The following is a 24313-nucleotide window of genomic DNA, read 5'->3' on the forward strand; positions in this document are numbered from 1 at the left end:
GTGTCCAGCGCGTTCTCAAGCTTGACGTCCCGCCCCGCCTGCACGGCGGTGGCGGCGTCAGACACCACATTGGAGCCCTGCACCCGAATGTCCTGGCCGGCCGTGATCGCAACGGTATCGCCGGAGATCGTCGTGCCGGTTGCGGTGGTGCGCTCCAGCTGCGTCTTGCTGGTGGTGGTCGTGGACTTCAGGAAACCCTTGACCGTGTGTTTGGACGCCTCGTCCAGCGACTCGGTCGATTGCGCCGCCAGTAGTTGCACATCCCGCGCAGCGTTCAGCTGCATCGCCCCAGCGCTGTTGACCGAGGCCCCATGCGCCGTCAGGTCCTGACCGGCGCTGAGCAACACCGTGCCCTTCGCATCCAGAGAGGTACCCACCTGCTGGCTGTTGCCTTGGTAGAGGTGGTTGTTGGCGTCGAAGGTGGCGCGGTCGCTGCTGGCGGTCTGGACGGTGGTGAGTTTCAGGTCCCGGCCGGCTTGCACGAACACGCCGCTTGGACTGATGCCAGCGCCAGCGTTGGTCGCTGTGCCGTTGCCAGCCACAGCACCAGTGCCGGCATCCATCCCCGTCTGCCGGATCCTGGCTGCCTCCAGCACCACGTCCTGGCCCGCCTGCAGCAACATCACCCCGCCCGCGGTCAGGCTGGCCACCCGATCCAGCACGGTCCGCTGGCTCGTGGCGGTCGTGCTGCTCGCCGTGGTGGTGGTCACGATCAGGTCGCGGCCGGCCTTCAGGCTCATCGCGTCAGTCGCCGTGAGCGAGCCACCGATGTTGCGAAGATCGTCCGCCGCACTCAGCGCCAACTGCGCGCCCCGCATGCTTCCGCTGTTGACGATGTTCTGCGCCGTGGCTCGCAGTCCCTCGGACGCCTGCAGGTCACCGCTGTTGTTCAGTGCGCCGCTGAGCGCCAGGTCCACACGGCTGCCGGCAATCAAGGCACCGCTCGCCTGCAAATCGCCGTCACGCGGCAGCAGGTACACCTGCGGCACCAGCACACGCTGCGTACTTCCATCGGCCAGCGTGACCGATTGCTCCACCAGCCACACCAGGTCGGTGGTCAGTTGCGACATCTGCTCGGCCGTCAGCGCAACGCCTGGGCGAAGCTCATGGGCAGCTGCAAAGCTCGCGCCGTTGGTCAGCAAGGCGCGATACATCTCCTCATCGCTGGAATACCCCTGCAGGAACGTGGACCCGGTGAGCTGACCGATCTGCTCGCGCACCAGTCGCTGCTCATAGAAGCCGTCACCCAGACGCTTCTGCACCGTCGCCGGATCCACCGCCAAGGCCTGCAGCAGATAGTCGCTGGAGAGCCAGTTGCGGTAGTTCGCGTAACGCGGGTCCGTCTCGACCAGGTAGCCGCTGCTCGTGTCCGTGCGCAGTTTGAAGAGGCTGCTCGTGGGCAGACTCAGGGACAGCGGCACCGCGCGCAACTTCCCGCTGGCATCGAAGCCTTGGACACTCGCGGCTGAGCGCAGCGCAGCAGCCAACCCGCCGGACGCGGCCCGAATCGCCGCTGTTGCCCTCTTTGCTGTCACGTCACCGCCGCGGCCTACGGACTGGTCCAGCACCTCGGACAGACTGCCCAACCCGCCTCGGTCGCTGGCGTTCAAGGAGCCTGCCGAGACGATGCTTTGCACCTGAGCGCCTGAGCCGCCGCCGACCACACCGGCCTGTTGGCGTCCTTCCGGGGCTGTGCCCAAGACAGCGCCACCCACCCCCACCACCGGCAAGGTCAGCTTCACTGTGCCGTTGATGGCGGCATCGGTGGTGCTGTATTCGTAGTGGGTGTTGGGAACCCCGGAGCCGCCGTTGTAGGTCCGGTAGACATCCACATGCTCGGTGCCGGACACGGCCACGTCCGTGCTGCGGTTGTCGATGGAGTCGGATTGGATCTGCACCCCATCGCGCCCGATGATTCGGCTCATTTCGTTGACAATGCGCCCGCCTTGCACCGACAGCGTACCGCCCACGATGATCTGCCCCGCCGCGCTTTGCGTCACCTTGGCCGATTCGGTGGTGCGGCTGTAGTTGAACGCGGTGAAGTCCCCCACGAGGCGACTGTTGGCGTCCGCGAAGAAGGCCGCGACGGCCGCATCCAGGGCGTTGTCGTCCCCCGGTGTCACGCCAAAGTCGGACCAGATGCGGTCCGAGGCCGGGTAATGGGCACCCGGCACCAGGATGATCTTGCAACTGTCATCCTTGTCGCAGACTTCGCGGTCATGGTCCGCGCTGGGGTGCCACTCGAAGCCGCGCATGGCAGAGCCCCTCACGTCGCCGCCAAAGCCGCCCAAGTACCGCCCAAAGACCTCATTGGGATACCGCTGCGAAGGCAGCAGCATCTTGCGGTTGTAGGTGTCCTTGGACCAGTTGGAGGTCTTGGGATGGAACTCCCACACAAACGGCTCCAGCGACGCCTGCGCGTCACTGCCCCATTGGCTGAACCAGGTGCTGCCGTTGTAGGTCACCTCCCAGAGCACGCGGATCTGGTCCGGCGTGTAGCGCACCGTGCTGCCAGGTGCCTGGAACTCCCAACCGGTGGTGGTGGGGCCGCTAACCTTTTGCCACTGCAGATAGGGGTTCAGGTTCTGGATGTCAGCGGATTGCAGCAGGAGATTGCCGCGTGCTTCGACCGTGGCGCCGCTGTTGATCAGTTGGCCCGTGCTCAGCCGCATGTCGCCACCGCTGCTGATGAAGGCCTTGCTGACCAGCACGCGCGGGGCGTTGGGGTCTTGCGGTAGGGAATCCGCGCCGTCGTGGACGCTGCGATTGGTGATGGCGCCGCCGACGTCCATCTGCAGGCTACGGGTGGCCTCGACCGTGGCGTTCTGGTTCACCACGCTGGCCGCTGTCAGGCGCAAGTCGCCGTCCGAGAAAATGAGCGCCTGGTCAGTGTTGGTGACCCCGCCTGTCAGCGCAAGCGTCAGAGCGCCGCGAGAAGCGATCACGGCGGACTGGCCGCTCTCCGCGCCGTTGGTCAGTTGCCCGCCGCTGAGCGTCAGGTCACTGCCGTAGATTCGGCCGGTGCCCAGGTTGGTGATGGCCGCTGCATTCACACGGACTCGGTCACCGTCGATCAGGCCGCGGTTGGTGAGCGTGTCCGTCGCCGTCAGGCGTGTATCAGCGCTGCTGAGTTCACCGGCTGCGCGGTTGTCGATGGACTGCGCCTGGATGTCCAGGGAGCCGCCGGCCCGAAGGATGCCTTCATTGACGAAGCTGCCGGTGAGCGCCAGGGAGAGGTCGCCGCGTGCCTGGAGCAACGTGCCGGTGCCGTAGATCAGGTCCCCGCCCAGCGTCAGAGCCAGCGAGCCGCCGCTGGAGAACATGCCGCCGCCCGAGAGGCTGGCCGCGTTCACCGACACTGCCTTGCCGCCCCATACCGTGCCACTTTGATTGCTGAGAATAAGGCCAGACGCTCGTCCGACGGGCTGGGTCGCCAGGGCGCTGGCATCGCTGGACACCGGGTTGGCCCCTGACGCTGCCCCTGGCGCACTGACCGGTTTGGCGGCTGAACTTGTGGGCAACGATTCAGCGCTGCGGTTGATCTGCAGGCTCGGATAGGAGCCGAGCTGCGCCATCGGGTCGGATCCGCGCAGCATTAAGGGGTCGGCGCCGGTCACCACTGTCTGACCCAAGCCGCTGAGGACCCCACTGCTGTTGTCCAGGCTCTGTGTCGCCGTCACAAGCAGGTCGGCGTTGGCTCGCACCTGGCCGTTGCGGTTGCCCAGGTTGGCGGCGTGAAGGGTGATCGCGCCGCCTTGCAGACCTTGGCTGGCCCCTGCGGTGCTGCGGTTGTCCAGCAGTCCGGCCGTTCGCACGTTCAGCGACTCACCGCCGTAAATGAGGCCGCCCTCGTTCAGGACATCCCGGCCGGTAGCTGCAATGGATTGAACGCCCACCAGTTGCCCGCCTTGGTTATCCAGTGCGCCAGAGATGCTCAGCGCGAGGGTCTGTCCAGAGACGGTTTGCCGGTTGGTCAGCGAAGTCGCATTGAGCGTGACCGCGGTGCCACCAATGCCTGCGCTGTTCTCAACGCTGCCCGCATCGATCAGCATCGCGCCTTGCGACCGCAGTCCCGTTGGCGTGCTGATGGAGGCATCCACCGTGTTGATCAGCGCCTCCCCACCGGTGTTGATCGACAACGTCTGACCCGATTGCAACAAGCCCCCGAAGTTGTCCAGGGTGCCGCTTCGCAGCGTCAGGTTCTCGCCAGACAGCACCTTGCCAGCACGGTTGCTGAACGACTGGCCCAGAGTGTCCAAGAGGACCGTGGTGCCCGACAGCTCGCCGCGGTCGTTGATCAGACCGGCGGAGGTCAGCGCAATGCCGCTGCTTGCTAGGACGGCGCCCCCTGTGTTGTCGAGCAGCCCCGAAGTGGTGACCGAGACGCCATCACGTCCGCTGACAAGGCGCCCCGTCTGGTTCTCCAACGTGCCCGAGGTCACGGCAACCGCCTGCTGCGCCAGCAAGCTTCCCTGGCTGTTGCGCACCGCTCTGGCTGACTGAATCGTCAAAGCGCCGTCGCTGCCCACCCAGCCGCCGCGGTTGTCCAGCGTGGCCGTATCCAGGCGCATGTCGCCGCCGCTGCGCAGTCGGCCGCCTTGGTTGTCCAGTCCATCGACCTTGCCCGGCGCTGTGGAAGTGTTGCGCTCGCCCGAATCGGGTGAACCGCCCGGGTGTATCGGCTCTGCTGAAACGGCAGTGGCGATGGCGGAAGCCGCGGCGGTCAGACCAGTCGTGTGAATCCACAGGGCATTCCCCGCCTGCATCACACCGCCAGCGGCGTTCGTCACCCGGCCAGCCTCAACGGTCAGCGACGTGCCAGCGGCAAGGGTGCCGCCTTGGTTGTTCAGCGCTCCCATCAGCGCCAGATGCGTGGCGTGAGCGCTGGCCATCTGCGCGCCGTCATGCGTCAGGCTGTCCGAACGAATCTGGATGCTGTCCGCTTGTGTGCTGGCACCGGTCAGCGCCAGATCCCGTGCCACGGTCCAGTCCAGCGCTCCAGATGCGAGAACCCGACCTTGCGCGCCATTCCACGTCGCGGCCTGAAGCTGGAGAGCCCCGCCAGCCTGGGCGATGCGACCGCCCGTGTTGTTGACCGCCGCTGCGCCGAGCGTCAGTTGGCGCCCAGCCGATTCAATCGTCCCGCCCTGGTTGTTCAGATCGCGGGAGAGCGACGACGCCAGAGCACCATCGGCCGAAGTCTGCGTGAGGCGTCCACCCGTGTTGATCCAGTCACGCGCGGTCAACTGAACCTGGCCAGCACCGATCTGTGCACGCGAGGTGATGAGGTCTTGTTGCGCGCTCATCGACAGATCGCTGGCTGCCAGGGCGGCGCGCTCTAGCGAGAGATCTCCCGCACTCGCACGCAGGCTGACTGTGCGTGCCTGCAACTGCGCGCCTTGCAGCTGCATTGCAGCAGCGCTGGCAGACAGCTCGCTGGCCGCCGTCATGGCGCCGCTGAACTGGAGCTGCTCGATGGCCGAGACCGTCAGACGCCCTTGCTGGGCCAGCGTGTTGTCGCGGCGAAGACCCGACGCCAATCCGCCGGAGCCACTGATCTGCAAGGCGGCGACGCTGAGATCCCCTTGCGACGCCAGCGTGCCTGGATTGATCACCTGCGCCGCACTGACCGCTGCTGCGCCCTGGGCGTAAAGCAGTCCGCCATTGCTGAAGGCATGACTGACGGCGATCTGAGTACTACCGCTGCTCTGCAAAGCTCCCGTGTTGTTCAGTGAATCGGCCAGCAAGGTGAGCCTGCCGTCAGCCGCTTGCGGACGATCAATCTGGCTGGTGGCACCGGACTGCCCTTCAGTGGCTGTCGCCAGCGTCCCGTCAGCGAGAAGTCCGGCTGCCACAAGGCCCGAGGTAGACAGCTGATCCGCCCGTACCGTGAGCGACTGGCCAGCGGCCAGCAAGCCTGAGGTTTGCAGCGTCCCCGCCTTGAGAGTGGCGTCGTCACGCGCGTAGACGGTTCCGCCGCCCTCCCACCGCGCTGCGTTCACGGTCAAGGTGCCGGCCTCCAGCCGTCCTTCCCCGTGCTGCCATTGGCCCACGTCGAGTACCGCGTCATGCGCTGCCAGCACGGTGCCGCCCGCGTTCAGGACTTGCCCCGCGTACAGCGCCAGCTCAGCGGCGCCCACTTGGCCGCTCATGTTGTCTACCAAGGCCGGGCGTTGGGACGATCCCACGATCAGCCGCTGGTTGGACAGAAGCCATCCGGCCTGGTTGCCCAGCCTGTCGGCGTCCACATGCAGGTCACCGACCGACGACACCACCCCGCCGCCGTTCTCAATCGCTGAGGCCTGCAGACTGAGCAACGTGCTGTTCGATTCGATGCGGGCGGATCGGTTGTCGAGCACGCTCTGGGTAACGATGCGTGAAGCCTCGGCCCCCGCCATCTGCGTATGCGCCCCTCGATGCGACAGCTGTCCGGTCTGCCAGTCCACAGCCTGCGCGGCGACTTGCGACCGGTCCAGCGTAGCCTGGGTCGCAGCCAACTCAAACCGTCCACCGGACAGAACCTGGGTGCCACTGAGGTCCAACCCGCTGGTGGTGAGGGCGAGCGTTCCCGCGCCGTAGTGCTCAAGCCTGGCCTCACGGGCGCGGATGGATTCCGCGGTCAGCGTCAGGTCACTGGCATTCGTTGCGATACGCGCGCCATCGGCTGTCAGTGCGCTATCGAAGCCCAGCTTGAGCGTCTGCGTACCGGTCTGAAGGAACTCGCCGCCGCTCAGATCCGCTTGCCCGGCGGACAGCTTCAGCGCATCGGCCATCCAGGTTGCCTGGATCGCGGACAGACGGCCCATGGCTTGAACCTGAAGCGTCTGACCTGCATTCAACTGGCTGCCATCGGCAGTGACGGATGCGCCGGCGATCAAGATCCCGGGCGCTTCCGTCTGCGCTCTTGAGACGTCCGCCGCGCCGGTGGCGGTCACCGCAACATTCTCCGAAGCCACCAAGGTTGCGCCCCGCGCGTCGACTTGGTTCCCAGAGACTGCGATGACGTTCGCCTTCGCCTGGGCCCCGCCGAGGTCGACAACGGGGGCCTGCACCTGGACCCGCTGCGATGCCAACAGCTGACCCGCTTGTGACTGCGACTGACTGGCCGTCAGCACCAGCGATGCGGTACTCTCCACCGCGCCAGCAGCAATCTGCCCATCCGCCCCGACCCCCGCCGCCGTCAGGCTACCGCTCAGGCTTTGGAGCTGCGGCGCTCGAAGTTCCGCGGAGCCCCACGAAGCAATCTGCCCCGCATTGCGCACCCCTTGCGCCGACGTCATCACGAGCGGTGGCCGCTCTCCCGAACGAACGCCCGAAGCGTCTCCGTCCGTTGGGAGCGAAGCCTCCGCATCCGACCGCTGCGCATACACCGCGCCGGTGTTGTCCAACCACCCATCCGCACGGAGCGTCAGGCGGCTGCCAACGATCTGTCCTGCCTGCCGGACGCCCAGTCCGGCCTCGGTACCCACCAGCGTGATCTGCTGCGCGTAGATCCCGCCCAGCGCCGTGCTGTCCAGCGCGTAGCGGGGCCGCTCGCCATGTGCAGCCAACGCTTCACCGGCGCCCTCTCCCGCACCGGCGGTCTGCGCAGACATCACTTGCGTCCCGGTCTGGACTCGCACGTCCTTGGCCCAGAGCCCGGCGTTGAGTTCCACCGCACGCGCCAGCAACGACGTGTAGTCGGTTGAGCGGGCATCGAGACCTGCCCCGTCGATGCGAATCAGGCCCCCCTGCACCGCAAAGCCGCTGATATGCCCCGCTGCGTCAAACCGCGGCGTCCCCGTGGTCAGCGTCGCGCTACTTGCATTGATGAACCCACCCCCGTCCACCTGGATGCCACTCGGGTTCGCAATGACCACCTCCGCACGGCGCCCCGCCACCTCCACATAGCCATGGAGCTGGCTCGGCGCGCTGCTGTTGACCTCGTTGAGGATCACCTGCGCCTCGCCCCGGCCCAGCCACGGATTGCCCTGCACCCAGCCTCCCAACTGGGTGCTCGTATCCGTCCGCGAGTTGTTGAGGATGACGCCTGTCGCGCCGACATCGAACTGGCTGTAGGTGTTGCGGGACACACCCGCCACACTGGGGGTCTGGATATTCACCAGCGTCGCGCCATTCGGTGCGGTCAACACCGTGGGACGCTGAGAGCCGGGGGCAGACGGATCCGCAATCACCCGAGAGGCCACAGACGATGCCCCGTCCCATGGAGCAGCCGCCCCCTGGAGCGCGTGGACACCCTGAACCTTCAAGGCTGCCCCTCCCTGCGGACCGGCAGCTCCCTGCGAATGGGCACCTCCTTGCGCCAGCACAGCAGACCGCGCCTCGTCGCGCACAGTGGCGACCTTTGCCTGCAGTTGTTTAATCGCAAGCTCGGCCCGGGCTCGCGCTTGCGACGCTTCATCGCCCCGAGCTCCCCCGCGCCCGCTGCCCGGCGACTGGGCCGACATCGACGGCTCCGCACGCACCGTCAAGGGTTCGGCCACGAAGAGCGCCATTCCCGCCGCCACACCGACCGCCAGGGCGGTCACAGAAAGCCTCATCCCTTGAGGCGGCCGGCCACCGCCACCAACAGCCGCGTCGCAACGATCGCCCTGCGACGCAACGAGCGCCACGGCCGCCAACGCCCCGCTCTCCCCGGGCGCCTTCCCTCGAGACCGCACCGTCTCTGCCGCCGCCATGAACTGGCCGCGCCGCTTGTTGAAAACAATCCGGAAATGAAGTCGGTTCATGGCTCGCGTGCTGGTGGGTTCATCCCACGGCCCGCCAGCCTTTGCGCCAGCGGGCCACTTGGCCGCGAACTCTAGGGAGCGGTGCTGGGCTCAGATATGACCTATGCATGCCATCCCGCGCCGGCATTCCCAGGCGACAACGCCCCTCCGGGGGATTGCCACGCTCGACCCTGACCTCCAAAAAGAAACGGCCCCGAAGGGCCGTTGCTGTTGATCTGGCGGGGATGCTCACTGCGAAACCTCAGACGCTCCCCCACCGTGGCGATGCCGCTCGATGATGAGGGAGCGAGGCTACGCAGGCCCCGTGGCCACGCCCGCTCAGCGCTTGAGCACCGCGTCGCTCTTGGCCAGCTGCGCGTTCTGCTGATCCAACCACACCTTGAGCGGCTGGAAATACTCGATCAGCGCGCTGCCGTCGAGCTGCTGCTCACCGGTCATCGCCTGCAGCGCCTGCGGCCAGGGCTTGCTGGCGCCCAGCTTCAGCATGGCCTGGTATTTCTCGCCCGCCTTCTTGTTGCCGAAGATCGAGCAGCTGTGCAGCGGCCCGGTATAACCCGCCTCGCGGCACAGGGCGCGCTGGAACTGGAACTGCAACAGGTGGGCCACGAAATACCGCGCATAGGCCACATCGGCCGCGACGTGGAACTTGGCACCGGCATCAAAGCCGCCCTCCTGCATCGGCACCGGGCGCGAAATGCCCTGGTAGGTCTCGCTCAGCGACCACCACACCTTGTCGTAGTCCTGCGGCTGCACCTGGCCGCCATAGACCTGCCAGCGCCATGCATCCACCTTGTAGGCGAAAGGCAGGAAGGCCACCTTGCGCAGCGCCTGCATCAGCAGGTTGTCGATGTCGTCGCCGGGGCGGTCGGTGTCCTTCATCAAGCCCAGGCGCTTGAGGTAGTCCGGCGTGATGGACAAGGCCACCGTGTCGCCAATGGCTTCATGGAACCCGTCATTGGCGCCGTTGCGGAACAGGGTGGGTTGATGCCGGTAAGCCAGGTCGTAGTAGATGTGGCCCAGTTCGTGATGGATGGTGATGAAGTCCTCTTCCGTCGGACGGATGCACATCTTCACCCGCACATCCTGCTGCTGGTCAATGTCCCAGGCCGACGCATGGCAGACCACTTCCCGGTCCTGCGGCTTGGTCAGCAGCGAGCGCTCCCAGAACGTCTCGGGCAGGGTCTCCATGCCCAGCGAGGTGTAGAAGCCCTCCGCATACTTCACCATCTCCTTGGCGGAGGTGCCGCGCTGCACCAGCACCTGGCTCAGGTCATAGTCCCCCGCCTTGGCGGCCGGCTTGACCAGGGGATAGATGTTCTCCCAGCTCTGGCTCCACATGTTGCCCAGCAGATGCGCCGGGATCGGGCCGGTGGCGGGCACCTGGTCCGGGCCGTAGGTCTGGCGCAGCTTGTAGCGCACGTAGGTGTGCAGCGACTCATACAGCGGACGCACCTGCTGCCACACACGGGCCATGTCGGCGGAGAAGGCGTCCGGCGTCATGTCATAGCCCGAGCGCCACAGGGCGCCGGTGTCGGCGAAGCCCATCGCTCGCGAGCCCTTGTTGGACAGGGCCACGTAATCCACGTAGTCCTGCTTGTAGGCACGGGACTGGGCATGCCAGCCCACCCAGGCGTCCTCGAGCTGGGCCGGGTCACGGCTCTCGGCCATGATCTTTTCCAGATCGTCCAGCGCCAGGCAGGCCGGTTTGGTGTCGCCGTGCTGCTGCGGGCAGTATTTGGCCGTGCCGTAAGCACTGGTCATGCGGGTGGCCAGACGGGTGAAGCGGGCGCGCTCCTGGTCGTCCGGAATCATCATCGTCAGCTGCATCAGCTTGAGCTTGCGGGCCGTGTCGGCCGGCAGCGTCAGGCCGTTGTAGCGGCGGGCGGCCAGGGCCAGTTCGCCGGTGGCCTTGAGCAGTTCTTCGTTCGCCTCAGCGGTGATCTGCTGGGTGTCGTCGGTGATGAAGTTCTCCGCCACCCATTCATTGCGCTGCGACTTAATCAGCAGCGCTTCCAGGCGAGATTCGGCGTCCTTGACGAAGCGCTCGGCCTCTTGCCGGGTCGGTGCGGATCGGGCCGCCTTGGCCGTCTTGCCCGCCTTGACGGGGGTCGCCGCCTGGCTGGTCGGCGCGGCCGCATCGGCCGGTGTGGCGGCACCAGCCGCCAGAGCGGTGGCGCCCAGGACGGTGGCGAGCGCCAGCCGGGACAGGCGGGCGTTGGAAATCGATCGTTTCATGAAAACCCCTGATCGGTGCAGCGGTGATGTCAGGCCGGCGGCCCGGGCCGCCACGCCCGCTGGATGGAAAGTGCGCGCACTATGCCGCAAAGCGCTTCCCTTCCTGAAAGTCAGCCCCGCAACCAGGTTATGACCCCTGTCGCGCCCGTCATGCTCGTCAACCCGCAGACCGCCCGATCCCGGCGCGAGGGCCAGGAATAATCCGCCCCCATGGTGCTCAATATCATCTGGATCAGCTTCTTCCTGATCGGCTTCGCGGTCGCCCTGCTGCGGCTCCTTCAGGGCGACCTGACGATCTTCACCCAGGTGCTCACCGGCATCTTCGACACGGCCAAGACCGGCTTCGACATTTCGCTGGGCCTGGTGGGTGTGATGAGCCTGTGGCTGGGCATCATGAAGATCGGCGAGCAGGCCGGCGTCATCCAGCTGTTTGCCCGGATCATGGGGCCCTTTTTTGCCCGGATCTTTCCGGACGTGCCGCGCGGCCATCCGGCGGGCGGCTCGATGGTGATGAACTTCTCGGCCAACATGCTGGGGCTGGACAACGCCGCCACGCCGCTCGGCCTGAAGGCAATGCGCGAGCTGCAGGACCTCAATCCGCAGAAGGACACCGCCAGCAACGCCATGATCATGTTCCTGGTGCTCAACACCGCAGGCATCACGCTCATCCCCACGTCGGTCATCGCCATCCGGCAGGCGATTGCGGTGGACCAGCACCTGGTCAACTTCAATGCGGCGGACATCTTCCTGCCCACCCTCATCGGCACCTTCATCTCCTTCATGGCGGGGCTGGTGGCGGTGGCGGTGTATCAGCGCATCAATCTCTTCACCGCGCCGGTGATTGCCCTGGTGCTGGGCTTCGTCGGGCTGATGGCCGGGGTCTTTGGCTGGCTGCACCAGTACCCGCCCGAGGTGATGTCCCAGATGATCGGCCTGCTGGGGAGCCTGGTCATCCTCAGCATCATCGTGACCTTCATCGCGGTGGGGGCGTGGCGGCGCATCAACGTGTATGAGAGCTTCGTCGAGGGCGCCAAGGAAGGCTTCGGCGTGGCCGTGCAGATCATTCCCTACCTGGTGGCCATCCTGGTGGCCATCTCGGTCTTCCGCACCACCGGCTGCATGGACTATGTGGTGCGCGGCATTGCCGCAGCCGTGGCGGCAGTCGGGCTGCCGACCGACTTCGTGCCGGCACTGCCGGTGGGCTTGATGAAGACGCTCTCGGGCAGCGGCGCGCGCGGCTTGATGGTGGACGTAATGAAGACCTATGGCGTGGACAGCTTCGAAGGCAAGCTGGCCGCCATCATTCAGGGCTCGACCGAGACCACCTTCTATGTGCTGGCGGTCTACTTCGGCAGCGTGAACATCCGCAAGACGCGTTATGCGCTGACCTGCGGGCTGATCGCCGATGCGGTGGGGCTGGTGGGCACCATCATCGTCGGCTACTGGTTCTTCAAGTAAGGAAGGCGCTCAGTCCAGGGTGTCGCCTTCGCCGTCCGCCAGGTCCAGGGCGTGGCGCTCCCGCTTGGCGGCGTACATGGCCGCGTCGCTGCGGGCCAGCCAGGTCTGGAGCGTGTCCCCGTCCTGACGCTGAGCCGCCCCGATGCTGATGCTGACGGCCAGACCCTCGGCGATGGCGCTCCAGTCGTGCTCCTGCACCGCGCTGGACAGGCGCTGGCAGGCTTGCTGGGCGATCTCCTCGGTGGCGCCCCGCAGCAGCAGCACGAACTCGTCGCCGGCCAGGCGGGCTGCGAGGTCGTGTTCCCGCACATGCTGGCGCATCAGTCGCGCAATCTGCGTGAGCACCTGGTCGCCGACCAGATGGGAATGCCGGTCATTGACCTGCTTGAAATGGTCCACATCGATGAGCGCCACGCTCACCAAGCCGCCGGCGCGCAGCAGCGATTCGGCCTGCGCCTCGAAGCTGCGACGGTTGGCCAGGCCCGTGAGCGGGTCTTCCATCGACAGCTTTTCGAGGCGCTGAGCCTGATCGGCCAGCTCGGCGCGGTCGCGTTCGCTGCGCCGGGCATCGAGTTGCCATTGCACCGCCTCGGCGCGGCTGTCCAGGCTGGCAATGCGCACGCGGGCCTCACGCTCGCGCAGCGCGCGCATGCGTTGCAAGGCGCGTTGCGGCTGGCCTTGCTGTTCCTCGATCTGGCTGGCGATCAGCTCCCCCAGCTGCGCCAGCGGTTCGTGCTGGACCGCATCGGCCTGGGCCACCAGTTGGGAGGCCGCCCGGCGGGCCTGCGGCCACAGACGCCGCGACCAGGCCAGCTCCGCCTGCACCCAAGCAGCCAGGGCGGCGAGCCAGTGGCGGTCTCCCCCAGGCAGCAGGGCCAGGGCTTGCTGGAACTCGGGTTGAGCCAGGCCCGATGCACCCTTCCAGATCTGGGCCAGGGTCTGCATCAGGGTCCACCAGCACTGGGCTTCGCCGGCCAGCTCGCCGGTCACGCCGCCGACGGCGCCCTCCAGCACTTCCCCGAGCAGATGGCGGGCATTGATCAGATGCGCTTCCAGGGCGCCGAGCGTCGGCAACTGGCCGCGCTGTTCGCGCTCGCCAGCCAGCCGCAGGAGTTCAGCCGTGGCCAGCCACAGGCAGGCCGCCAGCGGGGTCTGGCGCGGCTTGCAGGCATTGGCCGCATCGGCCGCCTGACGCAGCACCTGCTGGGCGGGTTCGAAGCTGCGGGCCCAGACATAACAGGCGCCCAGATCCTGCAGGGCCACCACCTGGGCCACGCCGCCCTGCTGCGCCTGCGCCAGCCTCAGGCCGAGCAGCGCCGCCTCGATGGCTTCTTCATGATGGCCGGCCAGCGACGCGGTATGGGCCAGCACGGACAAGGCCCCCGCCTCGCCAGCGGCGTCGCCCACATGGCGGAACAGCCGAGCGGCCAGCTCGCTGCGCGGACGCGCCTCCCGTGGACGGTGCAGCGCCCGGTCGCAGCGGGCCAGATGCAGCAGCGCCTGCGCCTGCTGCGCCCGGTCGCCGGCCTCCATGGCCAGCAGCAGCCATTCCTCGCCCGGCGCCTGCGCCGATTGCGCATCACCAGTCTGGAAGACGGCCTGGGCCTGTTGGGCCGCGTGAAGCAGGTCCAAGGCGGAAGCGGGAGGGCTGGGCACTGGCAGGTGATGCGGTTGAGGTGGCTGGGGTGTCAGGATAACGGGATCGGCGGGCCCGATGGGTTCATCGGCATCAGCCGCGGTGACATCAACGCCGCGAGCCATTGCATGAAGACCTGCACGCGGCGCGGCAACTGGCGCCGGTGGGGATACAGCAGGTGCACCGGCATCGGCGCGGCCCGGAACTGGGGCAGCACCTCCCGCAGGCGGTTGGCCAGGACCTCCCCATCGTTGCCACGCCGGGGCACCTGCACGATGCCCAGGCCCGCCAGGCAGGCGCCGATGTAGGCCTCCGAATTGTTGACGGTCAGGCTGCCGGCCATCGGCACGAGATGCTGCACGCCCTGCTCGTCCTGCCATTCAAAGCCGATGGGACGCTGGCCCAGCAGCGGCGCGTAGTGGATCAGCTGATGCTGCGCCAGATCCTCGAGCGTGCGGGGCTCGCCCCTACGAGCCAGATAGTCGGTGCTGGCCAGATTCACCATGTCCAGGAAGCCCAGCGGCCGGGCGACCAGGCTGGAATCGGTCAGCGGCCCCACCCGCAGCACGCAGTCGAAGCCCTCTCGCACGACATCGACCCGCCGGTCGGTGCTGCTGAGCTCCAGCTCCAGGCCCGGATGGGTGGCAAAGAACTCGGGCAGGGCCGGCGTGACCAGGTCCCGGGCCAGGCGCAGCGGGATGTCCACCCGCAGGCGGCCGGTCAGCCCGCTGGCGGAGGGCTGGAACATGGTCTGCAAGTCCCCCAGGTCCGACAGCAGGTCCAGGGAGCGCTCCAGGCAGGCCTGGCCGTCCTGCGTCAGCTGGACCCGCCGCGTCGTGCGATGGAACAGCCGCGTGCCCAGCGCCGCCTCGAGCCGCTGCACCGCGGTCGACACGCTGGCCTTGGGCACCCCCAGGCTCAGCGCAGCCTGGGTGAAGCTGGACAGCTCGGCCACCTTGACGAACACCTGCAAGGTTTCCAGGGAAGGAAGGGCATTCATTTGTTCATTATGGATGAACAGTCAAATCAAACGCAGGCGATTTATCTGACTTCGATCGATCAATAGAGTGCCAGTCATTCCTTCACTCTGTAGCCCTGGAGACTGACATGAGTTTCTCGACCCCCACCGCCCACCCCATCGCCCTGATCACCGGCGGCAGCCGCGGCCTGGGCCGCAATGCCGCCCTGCACCTGACGCAAAAAGGCATCGACGTCATCCTCACCTACCGCAGCCGGCAGGACGAAGCCCAGGCCGTCGTGCAGCAGATCGAAGCCCAGGGCGGGCGCGCCGCGGCGCTGCCGCTCGACGTGAGCCAGACCGCCAGCTTTCCGGCCTTCGTGGAATCGGTGAAGGCGCTGCTGGCGCGCCACTGGCAGCGCGAGCGGCTGGACCATCTGGTCAACAACGGCGGCACCGGACTGCACCTGCCGATCGCCCAGACCACCGAAGCCCAGTTCGACGAGCTGATGGCCACCCACCTCAAGGGCCCGTTCTTCCTGACGCAGGCGCTGCTGCCGCTGATCCAGGACGGCGGCAGCATCCTCAACATCTCGTCGGGACTGACCCGCTTCTCGATACCGGGGTATGGCGCCTACGCCACGATGAAGGGCGGGCTGGAAGTGCTGTCGCGTTATCTGGCCAAGGAGCTGGGCAGCCGCGGCATCCGGGTCAATTCACTGGCCCCGGGCGCGATCGAGACCGACTTCAACGGCGGCGCACTGCGCAGCAATGCCGCGCTGAACCAGTTCGTCTCCAATGCCACCGCGCTGGGGCGTGCTGGCCTGCCGGATGACATCGGGCCAGTGGTGGCGTCGCTGCTGTCGCAGGACAGCCACTGGATCTCCGGTCAGCGGATTGAAGCCAGCGGCGGCATGTTCCTGTGAGTCCGGCCCACCGCCGCTCTTGAGGCGGTCCGGCCGGCCACCACCCCCTTGGCGCCCGATGCGTGCGGGGGCGGAATTCGGCTTTCGGGGTGCGGCTGCGGGTGGCCGCGCCTGGCCCTCAGTGCCCGCCGCCCAGATAAGCCGCCTTCACTGCCGGGTCGGTCCGCAGCTTGTCCGCGGGCCCATGCAGCGAGATGCGGCCGTTCTCCAGCACGTAGCCGTAGTCCGCCACCGCCAGCGCCGCCGCCGCGAACTGCTCCACAAGCAGCATCGTCACGCCCTGGGACTTGAGCCGCTCGATGATCTTGAACACCTCATCGACCAGGATGGGGGCCAGCCCCATCGACGGCTCATCCAGCAGCACCACTTCCGGATTCAGCATCGTCGCCCGGGCCATGGCCAGCATCTGCTGCTCGCCGCCGGACAAGGTGCCGGCCAGCTGCTGGCGCCGCTCCTTCAGCCGCGGGAAGAGCTCCATGGCCCGCTCCAGGTCCGCCTCCACATTTCCGCGCGGGCGTGCCCCCGTGTAGCGCGGAAACGCGCCCAGGCGCAGGTTGTCGGTCACCGTCATGGTGGCGAACACCCGGCGCCCTTCCGGCGAATGGGCCAGGCCCAGCCTCGCAATGTGATACGACTCCAGGCCGTCGATGCGGCGGCCATTGAGCGAGATCTGCCCGGCACTGGGCGCGATCATGCCGGACACGGCCCGCATGGTGGTGGTCTTGCCGGCGCCGTTGCTGCCGATCAGCGTCACCACCTGGCCCTTGGGCACCTCGATGGAGATGCCATGCAGCACCTCCACCTTGCCGTAGCCCGCATGCAATTGGTCAATCTTCAACATGGCTGTGGGGTCCTCGCTGTCAGGCTGCCTGGCCGCCGAGGTAGGCCTCGATCACCTTGGGATCGGCCTGCACCTGGGCCGGCCGGCCTTCCGCAATCTTCTGTCCGAAGTCCAGCACCGACACCGTGTCGCAGATGCCCATGACCACGTCCATGTGGTGCTCGATCAGGATCACGGTGATGCCGTGGTCGCGGATCTTGCCGATGATGCGCATCAGCTCCTTGATGTCGGGCGCGGTCAGGCCGGCGGCCGGCTCGTCCAGCAGCAGCAGCTGCGGGTCCAGCGCCAGCGCGCGGGCAATCTCCAGCAGGCGCTGCTTGCCGTAGGGCAGGTTGCGGGCCTCTTCCGTGGCCAGGCTGCCCAGGCCGACGAAGTCCAGCAGGCTTTGCGCGCGGGCCTGGGTGGTCTTGTCTTCGTGCAGGTACTTGGGCGTGTGCAGGGCCACGTTCAGGAGGCCGCTGCGGAAGCTGTGATGCAGGCCCACCATCACGTTGTGCAGCGCGCTCATCTCGCCGAAGAGCTGCACGTTCTGGAAGGTGCGGGCCACGCCGGACAGGGCGATGTCCGCGGAGGTGCGGCCCACCAGCGAGCGCCCCGCAAACTGCAGGCTGCCTGCGGTGGGCACGTAGATGCCGGTGAGCACATTCATCATGGTGCTCTTGCCGGAGCCATTCGGGCCGATCAATCCGTGGATGCTGCCGCGGCGCACCTGCAGGTCGACCTGGTTCAAGGCCTTGAGACCGCCGAACTGCATCAACACGCCCTTGGCATCCAGCAGCACCTCACCGTTGCCGGCGGCGGCTTGCGAGATCGCATCCGAGCCGGTCGCGGCCACGGCGCCAGGCACGCCCACCGGCTTGGCCTTGATCCGCAGCGCCTGGCGGACGAAGCCCACGATGCCGTCCTGCAGGTAGTACACAACAAAGAGGGTGATCAGCCCGAAGACGGACAGGCGCCAGTCGGTCATCGTCTGGAGCACGAACGACAGGCCGGCCAGCGCAATGCTGCCCACCACCGGGATCACCGCCTGGCCCACGGTGACCTTCTCCCGCTTGAGGGCCACGAGGGTGGCGGCGGTCACCACGATGGCGAAGATCACCGACACCCAGCGGAACAGCGACAGGTCATCCAGCAGCTTGGGCAGCAGCACGATGATGGCGGCACCCAGCAGCGCGCCGGTGCGGGTCTTGCGGCCGCCCATGATGATGGCCAGCAGGAAGAGCACCGTCAGCTCGAAGTTGTAGGTGTTGGGCGAGATGTATTGCTCGGAATAGGCATAGAGCCCGCCAGCCAGACCGGCCAGGCCCGCGCTGATCACGAAGGCGTAGACCTTGTAGCGGTAGACCGACACCCCCATGCAGTCCGACGCTACCGGACTGCCGCGCAGCGCCTCGAAGGCACGGCCCAGATGGGAGCGCAGCACCCGGTGGACGAAGATCAGCGAAGCAATCAGCATCACCGCGACCAGCCAGTAATACTCGGTCTCGTCCATGGGATGACCGAAGAACGAGGGCTTGGTCAGCGTGATGCCCATCGGACCGTTGGTCAGGAAGTCCATCTCGTTGATCAGGATCTGCACGATGGTGCCGAAGGCCAGCGTCACCATCGCCAGATACGGCCCGGTCACCCGCAGGGCGGGCAGCGCCAGCAGGGCGCCGAAGCCCGCGGTCACGAGCACCGCGATGGGCAGCGTCAGCAGCACCGGCGCATCCATCTTCATGATGAGCACCCCGGCCGTATAGGCCCCGATGCCAAACAACCCGGCATGCCCCAGCGACACCTGCCCGGTATAGCCCACCACGATGTCCAGGCCGAACAGCACGATCGCATAGATCATGATGGTCTCGACCAGGTGGATGTAATACGGGTTGCCCGAGACCAGCGGGAAGCCGAACAGCACGATCACGGCCACCAGGCCGGCGACAAGTTTCTTGGCGTTCATACTTTCTTGATCGCAGTCTTGCCGAAGAGACCAGCCGGCTTGACGGCCAGCACGATGAGCAGCAGCACCAGGCCCGGCACGTCCTTGTAGCCGGTGGAGAGGTAAAAGCCGGTGGTGGTCTCGGCAATGCCGAGGATGATGCCGCCGACGATGATGCCCATGCCCGAAGTCAGCCCGCCGATGATGGCCACGGCAAAGGCCTTGAGGCCCAGCACCGCGCCCATGGTGGCGCCGGTCAGGGTCAGCGGCGCGATGAGCACGCCGGCGAACGCGGCCGTCAACGAGGACAGCGCATACGAAAAGGTGATCACCAGGCCGGTGTTGATGCCCATGAGCTTGGCGGCATCGCGGTCATTGAAGGTGGCCACCACGGCACGCCCGTAGATGGAGCGGCGGTTGAACAGCTCCACCGCCAGCATCATCAGCAGCGCGCCCACGACCACCAGGATTTCCATCGGCAGCACATTCGCGCCCAGGAACTTGAGCGGGGCTTCGGGCAGCGGCGAGGGGAAACGCAGGTCGTCGCGGCCCCAGACGTTTTCCGCCACGTTCTTGAAGATGATGCCCAGCGCGATGGTGGACATGATCCAGCCAAACTCGCTTTTGATCTTGATGGCGGGTCGCACGCCGATGCGCTCGACCACGGCCCCCTGCAGCGCGCCGAACAGGCACACCAGCGGGATCATCAGCCAGTAGTTGAGCCCCAGCTGGGTGACCAGGGTCAGGCCGACCAGCGCGCCCAGCATCAGGGATTCACCCTGGCCGAAGTTCAGCGTGTCGGAGGTGGAGAAGGTCAGCTGGTAGCCGAAGGCAATGACCGCATAGATCATGCCGAGCGCGATGCCGCTGAACACCAGTTGAGTCAGGATCTGCATACCGGGTCCGGGACTGCTGACGTCACGCCGGCTGCCGCCCTGCGGAGGCGGCCGGCGTCACGAGGGGACAACAAAACGGCCGCTGAGGGCGGCCGTGGCTGGGGTCACTTCTTCTGGCTGAGGGCGCCCTTGGCGTTGACGTCCTTGACGCGCACCTCGGAGGCCTTCTTGAAGTCAGCCTCATAGGCGTAGACCACGCGCTGGCCCTTCACTTCGCCAAACACCGGGATGTTGGCGGTGATGGCTTCATGGTCGGTCTTGGAGAAGGGCTTGTTGTAGGTGGTGACCACGCCTTCCACCGGCGTTTTCAGGTCTTCCAGGGCGGCCTTGATCTTGGGACCTTCGGTGCTGCCAGCCTGCTTGATGGCGGCGGCCAGCAGGTAGATGGAGTCATACCCTTGAGCGGCCGACACCGGCGAGTCGATGCGGCTGTTCTTCGGATTGAAGGTCTTGAGGTAGGCGACGATGAAGGACTGGCGCTTGGGCGTGGTCGGTTCCTGGATGAAGGTCTGCGGCATGCGCGCACCCTCGCCGCCCGGGCCGGCGTTGTCGATGTAGTTGGCCATGGACAGGGTCCAGCTGCCGATCATCGGCACCTTCCAGCCCAGTTTGGTCATGCCGTTGGCGATCTGGGCGAGCTCGGGGCCGATGCCGTAGGTGAGGATGGCCTCCGCCCCGGCCTCCTTGGCCTTGAGCAGTTGCGGGGTCATGTCCACATCCTTGATGTTGAACTTCTCCACGGCCACCGGCTTGATGCCCTTGAGGTCCAGGGCCTTTTCCAGGTCCTGCCGGCCAAGCTGGCCGTAGTTGGTGGAGTCGGCCAGGATCGCCACCTTCTTGAAGCCGCGGCGGGTCACGGCTTCTTCCACGATCATCGGCGCCTGGATGCTGTCGTGGGCGGCGTTGCGGAAGATGTAGTTGTCCGGCTGATTGGCGAATTGCTGGGTGATGACCGAGCCGGTGGCCACGTTGTTCATCACCGGGATCTTGGCTTCCTGGTAGAAGCGCTGCGCGGCCAGGGCCACGCCGGTGTTGATGAAGCCGACCGTGGCGGCGACCTTCTCCCGGTTGATCAGCTCCTGGGCGATCTGGACGCCGCGTTCGTTCTTGGCCTCGTCATCCCGCTCCACCAGCTGGATCTGGCGCCCCAGCACCCCGCCGGCGGCATTGATTTCCTGGGCGGCCAGGCGCACGCCGTCCCGCATGCTCACCCCCATGGAGGAGGATCCTCCGGTGAAGGGCCCGGACACCCCGATCTTGATGGGATCGGCGGCCTGTGCACCAAAAGCGGTCAAGGCCAGGGGGAGGGCCATCGGAATGGCCAGCAGGGGAATCCCCATCCAACGCGCGCTGAACTTCATGTCTTGTCTCCGTCTTTGATCTCGTGAACATGAGGGCACTGAAGACCGGGCGTCGCGCCGTTGCACACCGAACGAACGCACGCGGCGCGGGAAACCGGCCATCTTGGAAGATGGTGCATCAAACGGCGGCAAATGCACACACACGAATACGTACTCGGAAACCCCAAGCGGGGGATTCAGCGTGGTGTCAGGGAAGACGCTTTTGTCGCCTGAAGTCGGGCAGCATGGAAGGAGGAGCTGCGTGGCAGCAGCACTGACTTGTTGAAGGTTGAAATGCGTCAGGCTGGGGGATGCGCGTCCAAGCTCAAACTTTTAGCATCACGTCATTGCAATTCGCGTGCAGGAGGTATGCACACGACGTCAGGCTCATCATCAGGCAAAAAACCAGGCGGCTCATCAGGCGGCTCTTCAGGTCGCCCTTTTCCTCTCACACTCACGATCGACGCCTCGCTTTACGAAGAAGCGCTATCGTTCATCGACCCTCATCTTGACTCGTCGGCTCTGGTTCAAGAGGCTCTGCAGACTTTCATTCGCGTGAAGGTTGGCCAAAGGCTCAGTGCCCTCCACGGCGTAGCGCCTCACATGCCCTCGATTCCCCGGCGTTCTTGAAGGTGAAGTCGATGGAAACCGTGCTGGTGGACACGTCAGTTTGGGAGGCCCCTACTGCTTGAAAGGGATCACTGGGGGCGCGTCGAGGTCCGCCGCTTGAGCACCAAGGCGCCTGCCAGAGCCGCCACCAACAAGGTCATCACATAGCCCACCAGTGCCGGCCACCCCTTGTGGTCCCAGAACCACCCGCCGAAGGCGCCCAGCGTGCTGGAGCCAATGTAATAGGCCAGCAGGTACAGCGACGCCGCATGCCCCTTGCTGCGGCCGCCCAGCGCGCCCACCCAGGCGCTGCTGACCGAATGGGCCACGAAGAAACCGATGGTCAGCAGCACGATGCCCAGGATCACCACCGGCAGCGAGGTCGACAGACTGAGCAGCACCCCGCCGGCAGCCAGCCCGATGCCGGTCAGCAGCGCCGGTGCGCGCCCCAGCCGATCCGACAGTCCACCCGCCGTGGTCGAGGCCACGATGCCGAACAGGTAGGCGCAGAAGATCAGTCCGATCGCGCTCTGGCTCAGCGAAAACGGCGGGCGCAGCAACCGGAAGCCCACGTAGTTGTAGAACGCCACAAACGTTCCCATCATCAGGAAGCCCATGGCAAACAGAAAAGGCAATGCCGGATGCGCCAGGTGCGCCCGCCAGGCCGACACATGGTCGGACAGCTTCACACCTTGCCGCTTTACAAAATGCCGGGACGGCGGCAGCAACCACCAGAAGCCCGCGGCAGCCAGCAGGCCGATCAGGCTCACGATCAGCAAGGCCGGTCGCCAACCAAAGGCATCGCTCAGCACGCTCACGCCCACACGGCCCATCATGCCGCCGAAGGCCGTGCCGCCCACATATTGGCCCATGGCCCGCCCCAGCCCGCCGGGATGGATCTCTTCCGCCAGATACGCCATGGCCACAGCCGGCACGCCGCCCAGCACCAGCCCTTCCACCGCCCGGGCCGCGAGCAGGCCATGCCAACTGGGCAGCACCGATGCCAGCAGATTCAGCAGCGCGGCCAGCGTCATCGACGCAAACATGAGCCGCCGCCGGTCCATGGTCTCCGACAAGGCACCTGCGCACAGGATGGCGAAGGCCAGGCAGCCGGTCGCCAGGGACAAGGACAAGGCACTCGCGGCCGCGCCCACCTGGAATTCCTGCGCAAACAGCGGCAGCAGCGGCTGCACGCTGTAGAGCAGCGAGAAGGTGGTGAAGCCCGCGAGGAACAGCGCGATGGTGATGCGGCGATACGCCGGGGTGCCGGGCTGCGCCCAGTCACTGGCGGGCGCGGTCACCGGCGCCCGAACATCATCTGCTGGGCCAGCAGGCGCTTGACCGGCGGCAGTGCCTGCAGGGCGGCCAGACCCAGGCCCCGCGCGGCCGGCAGGCCCGGCCAGCGCCAGGCGAAGGTCCGCGCCAGGGCATCCGTGGTCACGATGGTGGCCCAGCGGTCCGGTGCACGCTGGAATTCCACGCGCCGCAGGGCCGACTCCACCGATGGCTGACGACGCAGCGATTCCACCAGCGAGAACGCATCCCGCAGGCCCAGATTCAGCCCCTGCCCCGCCACCGGATGAAGCGTCTGCGCGGCATTGCCGATGCGCACGCAGCGACCATCGACCAAGGTCCGTTCGGCATTCAGGCCCAACGGGAAACACTTCAGCGCGCTGATCTCCAGCAGCGGCCCCACCGATTCCGGCAGTTGCTGCTGGATGACCATCAGGCGCTGTGCATCGCTCAGGGACGCGACATCATCCTCCGCCTGCGGCTGGCACCAGACCAGCGCGGCACGTCGGCGCCCCTGCTGTTCCGGCAGCGGCAGCAAGGCCAGCGGCCCGCGACGGGTGAACCGCTCATAGGCCACGCCGGCAGGACTGCCCGGCGACAAGGTCACCGTGCCGACCCAGGCATTTTGCTGATAGTCATGGCTCAGCGCCTTGCGGGCCTGCTCGGCGAACACCCCGCCTTCGGCCACCACCACCAGATCAAAGCGCTCGACGATGCCGGCGTCCACCTCCACCTCGCCGCCGTGCGGCTGCTGGATGGCTGCGACGGGCTGCCCAAAGCGGGTGAACAGCCGCGCCGGCTCCAGCGCCGCTGCGGCCATCCAGGCGGCTTGCAGCGGGGCCACGAGTTGCCCGTAGCTCAGCACGGCGCCCAGTTGTTCAACACCCTGCTCCTGCGCAGAGATATGTACTTCCGGTTCTCCGGCGGGACCGAACCAGGGGCTGCGCAGCGTCGGCGGCGCCTGGCTCACATGCACTTCGCGGATCGGCTGCGCCTGGGCTGCAGGCCAGACCTTCAAGCGCTGCAGCAACTGGATGCTGCCCAGCGACAGGGCCAGGGTGCGCGGGTCGGCGGACACGTCCCGCTCGGGCGGGCGGGCGTCGAAAAGACTGATTTGCGCCAGCGGCAGATAACGCGCGGCGAGCAGCGCCAGGGCCAGACCCGCCGGTCCGGCGCCGACCACCGCCAGCCTCAGCGACGACACACCGGCGCCACTGGCGGCAGCGGACCGCGCACGGGTGTCCTCATCGCGCATGGCATCGCGGCGCGCGGCACCGAAGGGAAGATCAAACGAGTGGCTGGCAGTGGACTCAGGCATGGCGGGGGACCCCGAACGACCGGTGCTGCCCGACAGCGGCAGCACACTGCAATCACTATAGCGCCGGGTCCGCGCGCCCGGCCCGCAGCGGCGCGGATGCCGCCCTCCGCCCAGTGGGCTCTCTGCGAAGAAGCAAGCTTGCGGCAACTCCGC

General features: G+C 66.7%; 12 protein-coding genes. 2 read left to right on the forward strand and 10 right to left on the reverse strand.

The window, feature by feature from the left end; all coding sequences use genetic code 11:
• A partial coding sequence (locus tag DES44_RS23080; protein ID WP_147307194.1) for a two-partner secretion domain-containing protein occupies positions 1–8729 on the reverse strand: 8729 nt, incomplete at its 3' end.
• Between the two features lie 318 nt (positions 8730–9047).
• Complete coding sequence (locus DES44_RS23090; protein ID WP_058936813.1) at positions 9048–10964, reverse strand: M2 family metallopeptidase; 1917 nt, start codon at positions 10962–10964, stop codon at positions 9048–9050.
• Between the two features lie 210 nt (positions 10965–11174).
• Here DES44_RS23090 and DES44_RS23095 point away from each other — a divergent pair, with 210 nt between their 5' ends.
• Entirely contained in the window at positions 11175–12422 is a 1248-nt protein-coding gene (locus DES44_RS23095) for a spore maturation protein (protein ID WP_058936814.1), read from the forward strand.
• A gap of 9 nt (positions 12423–12431) precedes the next feature.
• Here the strand turns inward: DES44_RS23095 and DES44_RS23100 are convergent, their stop codons facing one another.
• Positions 12432–14054: a GGDEF domain-containing protein gene (locus DES44_RS23100; RefSeq protein WP_058936815.1), complete on the reverse strand. Its 1623-nt coding sequence runs from the start codon at positions 14052–14054 to the stop codon at positions 12432–12434.
• A gap of 56 nt (positions 14055–14110) precedes the next feature.
• Positions 14111–15058, reverse strand: coding sequence for a LysR family transcriptional regulator (locus DES44_RS23105; protein WP_058936816.1), 948 nt, complete (start codon positions 15056–15058; stop codon positions 14111–14113).
• A 107-nt stretch (positions 15059–15165) separates the two neighbouring features.
• On the opposite strand from DES44_RS23105, the gene DES44_RS23110 reads away from it, so the two are divergent.
• Positions 15166–15942, forward strand: coding sequence for an SDR family NAD(P)-dependent oxidoreductase (locus DES44_RS23110; protein ID WP_058936817.1), 777 nt, complete (start codon positions 15166–15168; stop codon positions 15940–15942).
• A 118-nt stretch (positions 15943–16060) separates the two neighbouring features.
• Here DES44_RS23110 and DES44_RS23115 read toward each other — a convergent pair whose 3' ends face one another.
• The 6 genes from DES44_RS23115 to DES44_RS23145 form a co-directional block, all read right to left on the reverse strand.
• Positions 16061–16783: an ABC transporter ATP-binding protein gene (locus DES44_RS23115; protein ID WP_058936818.1), complete on the reverse strand. Its 723-nt coding sequence runs from the start codon at positions 16781–16783 to the stop codon at positions 16061–16063.
• Between the two features lie 19 nt (positions 16784–16802).
• Positions 16803–18725: a branched-chain amino acid ABC transporter ATP-binding protein/permease gene (locus tag DES44_RS23120; RefSeq protein WP_058936819.1), complete on the reverse strand. Its 1923-nt coding sequence runs from the start codon at positions 18723–18725 to the stop codon at positions 16803–16805.
• On the reverse strand, positions 18722–19600 hold the full coding sequence (locus DES44_RS23125) for a branched-chain amino acid ABC transporter permease (protein WP_058936820.1): 879 nt from the start codon (positions 19598–19600) through the stop codon (positions 18722–18724). Before DES44_RS23125 ends, DES44_RS23120 begins: the two co-directional genes overlap by 4 nt.
• 104 nt (positions 19601–19704) lie before the next feature.
• Complete coding sequence (locus DES44_RS23130; RefSeq protein WP_058936821.1) at positions 19705–20940, reverse strand: ABC transporter substrate-binding protein; 1236 nt, start codon at positions 20938–20940, stop codon at positions 19705–19707.
• Positions 20941–21638: 698 nt separating this feature from the next.
• Positions 21639–22850, reverse strand: coding sequence for an MFS transporter (locus tag DES44_RS23140; RefSeq protein WP_083525919.1), 1212 nt, complete (start codon positions 22848–22850; stop codon positions 21639–21641).
• Positions 22847–24160: an FAD-dependent monooxygenase gene (locus DES44_RS23145; RefSeq protein ID WP_232309866.1), complete on the reverse strand. Its 1314-nt coding sequence runs from the start codon at positions 24158–24160 to the stop codon at positions 22847–22849. The genes DES44_RS23140 and DES44_RS23145 overlap by 4 nt, the downstream gene beginning before the upstream one ends.
• Positions 24161–24313: the final 153 nt, after the last annotated feature.

Origin of the sequence: Roseateles depolymerans, from assembly GCF_003387155.1 — a bacterium.
Lineage (GTDB): Bacteria > Pseudomonadota > Gammaproteobacteria > Burkholderiales > Burkholderiaceae_C > Roseateles > Roseateles depolymerans.

Bases quoted from the DNA above. Each gene is read 5' to 3' on its own strand.
- DES44_RS23090 (WP_058936813.1), bottom strand. From the start codon at position 10,964: ATGAAACGATCGATTTCCAACGCCCGCCTGTCCCGGCTGGCGCTCGCC.
- DES44_RS23095 (WP_058936814.1), top strand. From the start codon at position 11,175: ATGGTGCTCAATATCATCTGGATCAGCTTCTTCCTGATCGGCTTCGCG.
- DES44_RS23105 (WP_058936816.1), bottom strand. From the start codon at position 15,058: ATGAATGCCCTTCCTTCCCTGGAAACCTTGCAGGTGTTCGTCAAGGTG.
- DES44_RS23110 (WP_058936817.1), top strand. From the start codon at position 15,166: ATGAGTTTCTCGACCCCCACCGCCCACCCCATCGCCCTGATCACCGGC.
- DES44_RS23115 (WP_058936818.1), bottom strand. From the start codon at position 16,783: ATGTTGAAGATTGACCAATTGCATGCGGGCTACGGCAAGGTGGAGGTG.
- DES44_RS23120 (WP_058936819.1), bottom strand. From the start codon at position 18,725: ATGAACGCCAAGAAACTTGTCGCCGGCCTGGTGGCCGTGATCGTGCTG.
- DES44_RS23125 (WP_058936820.1), bottom strand. From the start codon at position 19,600: ATGCAGATCCTGACTCAACTGGTGTTCAGCGGCATCGCGCTCGGCATG.
- DES44_RS23130 (WP_058936821.1), bottom strand. From the start codon at position 20,940: ATGGGGATTCCCCTGCTGGCCATTCCGATGGCCCTCCCCCTGGCCTTG.
- DES44_RS23145 (WP_232309866.1), bottom strand. From the start codon at position 24,160: ATGCCTGAGTCCACTGCCAGCCACTCGTTTGATCTTCCCTTCGGTGCC.